The following is a 3,657-nucleotide window of genomic DNA, read 5'->3' as shown; positions in this document are numbered from 1 at the left end:
GTTCCAGCGTTTGCTTTCTGGCGTTCTCTTTTTCCATCATCATCAGACACGAAAAATCCGGATAAGTTCATACTTCATCGGGCCGGATCAATAGGGCGGGCTTGAGTGCCGCATCAGGCGAGGAGGAACCGCCCTGAGGCTGCGGAGGTTGGATTTACGAGGGACTCACCGCTATGCCTCGGCCTCACTGGTCTTGCTGTGGTTACTGAGGGACTACCATTCTTCAACCCGTCGGCCATCCTTGCAGGGTAGGCACATGCGAACACCTGCAACGTCGCGGCTGAAAAAGTTCTTGCCGCATCGGAGGCAGGGACGCCAGCCAACATAACGAACCACACGTGGCGGGCTGACGTTCCGGTCTAGCACCGGCACCCGCTTGTCGTCGGCAGGGTACGACGTGAACGTTCGCACGGTGAACGAGCACTTAAAGAAAATTTTTTCCGACAGCGAGTTGCAGCAGAATTCAGTTATCCGGAAATTCCGGATAACTGCCTCCGACGGCAAGAACTACAACACCCAGCACTACAGCCTGCCTGCCATCATCGCGGTGGGCTACAAGGTCAATTCCGAGCGTGCGGTGCAGTTCCGCAAGTGGGCCACGGGCATCATCGAGCAGTTCACCATCAAGGCCTATGTGATGGATGATGAGCGCATCAAGGCAGGTGGCTCGGTGCTCACCGATCAGTATTTCGAAGAGCAGCTGCAGCGCATCCGCGAAATACGCCTCTCGGAGCGCAAGTTCTACCAGAAGATCACCGACATCTACGCCACGGCGATGGACTACGACGTGACGGCACAGGCCACCAAGCGTTTTTTCGCTACGGTTCAGAACAAGTTGCACTGGGCCATCCACGGCCAGACCGCTGCGGAAGTGGTCTACCACCGTGCCGACGCCGATCAGCCCAACATGGGCCTGGCCACCTGGAAGGATGCGCCTGCGGGCAAGATTCAGAAATTCGATGTAGTGGTGGCCAAGAACTACCTGACCGAGCTCGAAATGGCCCAACTCTCCCGCTTGGTCAACGCCTATCTGGATGTGGCCGAGGACATGGCGCAGCGCAAGATCCCGATGACGATGCAGGATTGGGAGACGCGCCTGACCCGATCATCCGCACCGTGTGCGCCTTTGCCAACGACTTCGAAAACCTCGGCGGCGGTTATGTGGTGATCGGACAGGATTGCGACGCCAACGGCCAGCCGGTGTTTCCACCCGTGGGGCTGGCCGACAACCAGCTCGACAAAATTCAGCAGGAACTGCTGTCCGCCTGCCAGTTGATCCAGCCGCCGTATTTCCCGGCATTGAGCGTTCAGGAAATCGAGGGGTGAAAACTTGTCGTGCTGCAGGTGCCGGGTGGGATGCATCGCCCTTACAAAGCTCCGTCCTCGGTCAGCGCGAAGCACAAAACCTGGCATTACTACATCCGTCGCTACAGCAGTACGGTCGAAGCGAAAGGCGGAACCGAACAGGAACTACTCAGCCTGACCGCACAAGTGCCGTGGGATGATCGTTTTAACCAGCAGGCAAAATTGAGCGATTTATCCAAACCGCTGATGCTTGAGTATTTGCGCGAGGTGGGCAGTGCCTTGGCCGACGATGCCGATAGGATGTCCGTGGAAGCGCTGGCGCGCCAGATGAACCTGGCGGGTGGTCCGAGTGAGTCGCCTTGGCCTAAAAATGTCGGCCTGCTGTTTTTCAATGAAGCGCCGGAACGCTTTTTCCCCTACACGCAGATTGACGTGGTGTGGTTCCCCGAAGGCGCGGGTGGCGACCGCTTTGATGAGAAGATTTTCAAGGGGCCGCTGGCACGTATGACGCGTGACGCGCTGAGTTTCATCCAGCGCAATTATTTGATTGAAACCGTGCTCAAGCACCCAGACCGTGCCGAAGCCACGCGGGTGTGGAACTTTCCTTATATCGCCATCGAAGAAGCTTTGGTGAATGCCGTTTATCACCGCTCTTACGAGGAGCGCGAACCGATTGAAGTGCGCATCAGCTATGACGAGTTGGTGATCCTCAGCTTTCCGGGGCCGGATCGTTCGATCAAGACCGAGGATTTCGAGGCTGGCTGCTCAGTCAGCCGCCGCTATCGCAACCGGCGTATTGGCGAGTTTCTGAAGGAACTGGACCTCACTGAAGGCCGCTCGACGGGTGTGCCCAAGATACTCAAAGCCATGGCCGCCAATGGCTCGCCAGCGCCCCGCTTCGAAACCGATGACGATCGGCTGTCTTGCCTAATCCGGCTGCCTGTTCATCCATTGGCCAAACGGCCGGATGGAGTCATTACCGACCAAGTCACCGACCAAGTCACCGGAGAAGTGGCGCGGTTGCTGGCAGTTGCCGCGCGGGGTGAGCACACTCGTAATGCACTGCAAGCAGCACTCAGCCTAAAGCACACTCCGCATTTCCGACAAGCCTTTTTGTTGCCGGCCTTGGAGGCGGGCTTGCTCGAAATGACCCTGCCTGACAAACCACGTAGCAGCAACCAGCGCTATCGTCTGACGCCCCTTGGGCAACGCTGGCTGGAGGCGCACACCGGAGGCAATGAACCATGACTATTGAGTCACTTCCCACCTTCACACGCCCCGCCCGCCAGCACTGGAAAGCCATCCCTGCCGATATCCGCCAGCGCCTGCTGGCCAACGTCTGGTGTGGGCAATGCCGCCACGAAGTGACGATCACCAATTTCGGCGGGGCCATCAAGGGTGGCGATCTGCTGCTGGTGGGTAAATGCGCCGAGTGCCACGGCGACGTGGCGCGAGTGATCGAAGGTGCGTAAGCACATTGCCGAAAGACCATAAAAAGACTATATTAAGCCCCGCCAAATCTGGAGCATCGCCATGCGCTACTCATCACAAGTCAAGCCGATCAGCTACCTCAAAGCCAACGCTGCCGAGGTTCTGACGAACCTCGCGGAGCAGCGTGAACCTATGGTCATCACCCAAAACGGCGAAGCCAAGGCTGTATTGCAGGACGTTGCCTCGTTCGAAGAGACGCAAGAAACGCTGGCCTTGCTGAAAATCCTCGCACTGGGCAACCAGGACGTGGCAGCAGGTAAGGTTAAGCCCGTGGTGGACGTTGTCGCCCGCCTCCGCGCCAAACGAGCCGCAGTCTGATGGCAGGCACGTCTGCCAAGTTCGAAGTCCTTCTCACCGAGGGTGCGGAGCAGGGCTTGGAGGCCATCCACGACTACATCTCCGAATTCGACTGCGTGGCCAACGCCGACTATGTGTTGGATGAGTTGATGAACGTTGTGGAGAGTCTGTCGAAATATCCGGAACGCGGCAGTTACCCGAAGGAGCTGGTTAGTCTCGGGATCAAAGAATACCGCCAGACCTTCTTCAAGCCCTACCGCGTGATCTACCGTATCACAGGCAGCCAAGTCATCATTTATCTGATTGCGGACGGACGACGTGACATGCAATCCGTGCTTGGTCGCCGCCTGCTTGGCGCTTGATCCGCAGCAACACGCACCAATGCTCATTGGCCCCAATAGCGAGTGGTTTGGTTGAAAACGCCACACCACCAAATCAACGGGTTAGACGACATTGTCGCTAACCCGTTTTTCTTTGTGCGCCCGGCACGGGCGCACTCCTGCGGGTGCAAGTCCCGCCGTAAGTTGATCACAGCGAACGAAGTGAAGCGCAACTGCGTGAGGG

6 protein-coding genes are annotated in these 3,657 nt (G+C 57.8%); all 6 read left to right on the top strand.

The window, feature by feature from the left end:
* Nucleotides 1–397: 397 nt before the first annotated feature.
* The 6 genes from rhuM to BO74_RS20665 all read left to right on the top strand — a co-directional run bounded on the left by rhuM (nucleotide 398) and on the right by BO74_RS20665 (nucleotide 3,455).
* The gene (gene rhuM / locus BO74_RS20690; RefSeq protein ID WP_496445233.1) at nucleotides 398–1,168 is read left to right on the top strand and encodes a RhuM family protein; all 771 of its coding nucleotides are present in this window, start codon (nucleotides 398–400) and stop codon (nucleotides 1,166–1,168) included.
* Entirely contained in the window at nucleotides 1,117–1,326 is a 210-nt protein-coding gene (locus BO74_RS20685) for an AlbA family DNA-binding domain-containing protein (RefSeq protein ID WP_496445231.1), read from the top strand. Before rhuM ends, BO74_RS20685 begins: the two co-directional genes overlap by 52 nt.
* 9 nt (nucleotides 1,327–1,335) lie before the next feature.
* Nucleotides 1,336–2,553: a Fic family protein gene (locus tag BO74_RS20680; protein WP_496445229.1), complete on the top strand. Its 1,218-nt coding sequence runs from the start codon at nucleotides 1,336–1,338 to the stop codon at nucleotides 2,551–2,553.
* Nucleotides 2,550–2,777, top strand: coding sequence for a hypothetical protein (locus tag BO74_RS20675; protein WP_496445227.1), 228 nt, complete (start codon nucleotides 2,550–2,552; stop codon nucleotides 2,775–2,777). Before BO74_RS20680 ends, BO74_RS20675 begins: the two co-directional genes overlap by 4 nt.
* 61 nt (nucleotides 2,778–2,838) lie before the next feature.
* The gene (locus BO74_RS20670; protein WP_496445225.1) at nucleotides 2,839–3,114 is read left to right on the top strand and encodes a type II toxin-antitoxin system Phd/YefM family antitoxin; all 276 of its coding nucleotides are present in this window, start codon (nucleotides 2,839–2,841) and stop codon (nucleotides 3,112–3,114) included.
* Complete coding sequence (locus BO74_RS20665; protein ID WP_496445223.1) at nucleotides 3,114–3,455, top strand: type II toxin-antitoxin system RelE/ParE family toxin; 342 nt, start codon at nucleotides 3,114–3,116, stop codon at nucleotides 3,453–3,455. Before BO74_RS20670 ends, BO74_RS20665 begins: the two co-directional genes overlap by 1 nt.
* Nucleotides 3,456–3,657: the final 202 nt, after the last annotated feature.

The sequence above is a fragment of the Propionivibrio pelophilus DSM 12018 genome (assembly GCF_059569095.1).
Note: the sequence above shows the minus strand (reverse complement) of the source record. Positions and strands in the feature narration are given on the sequence as shown.

Bases quoted from the DNA above. Each gene is read 5' to 3' on its own strand.
- BO74_RS20665 (WP_496445223.1), top strand. From the start codon at position 3,114: ATGGCAGGCACGTCTGCCAAGTTCGAAGTCCTTCTCACCGAGGGTGCG.
- BO74_RS20670 (WP_496445225.1), top strand. From the start codon at position 2,839: ATGCGCTACTCATCACAAGTCAAGCCGATCAGCTACCTCAAAGCCAAC.
- BO74_RS20675 (WP_496445227.1), top strand. From the start codon at position 2,550: ATGACTATTGAGTCACTTCCCACCTTCACACGCCCCGCCCGCCAGCAC.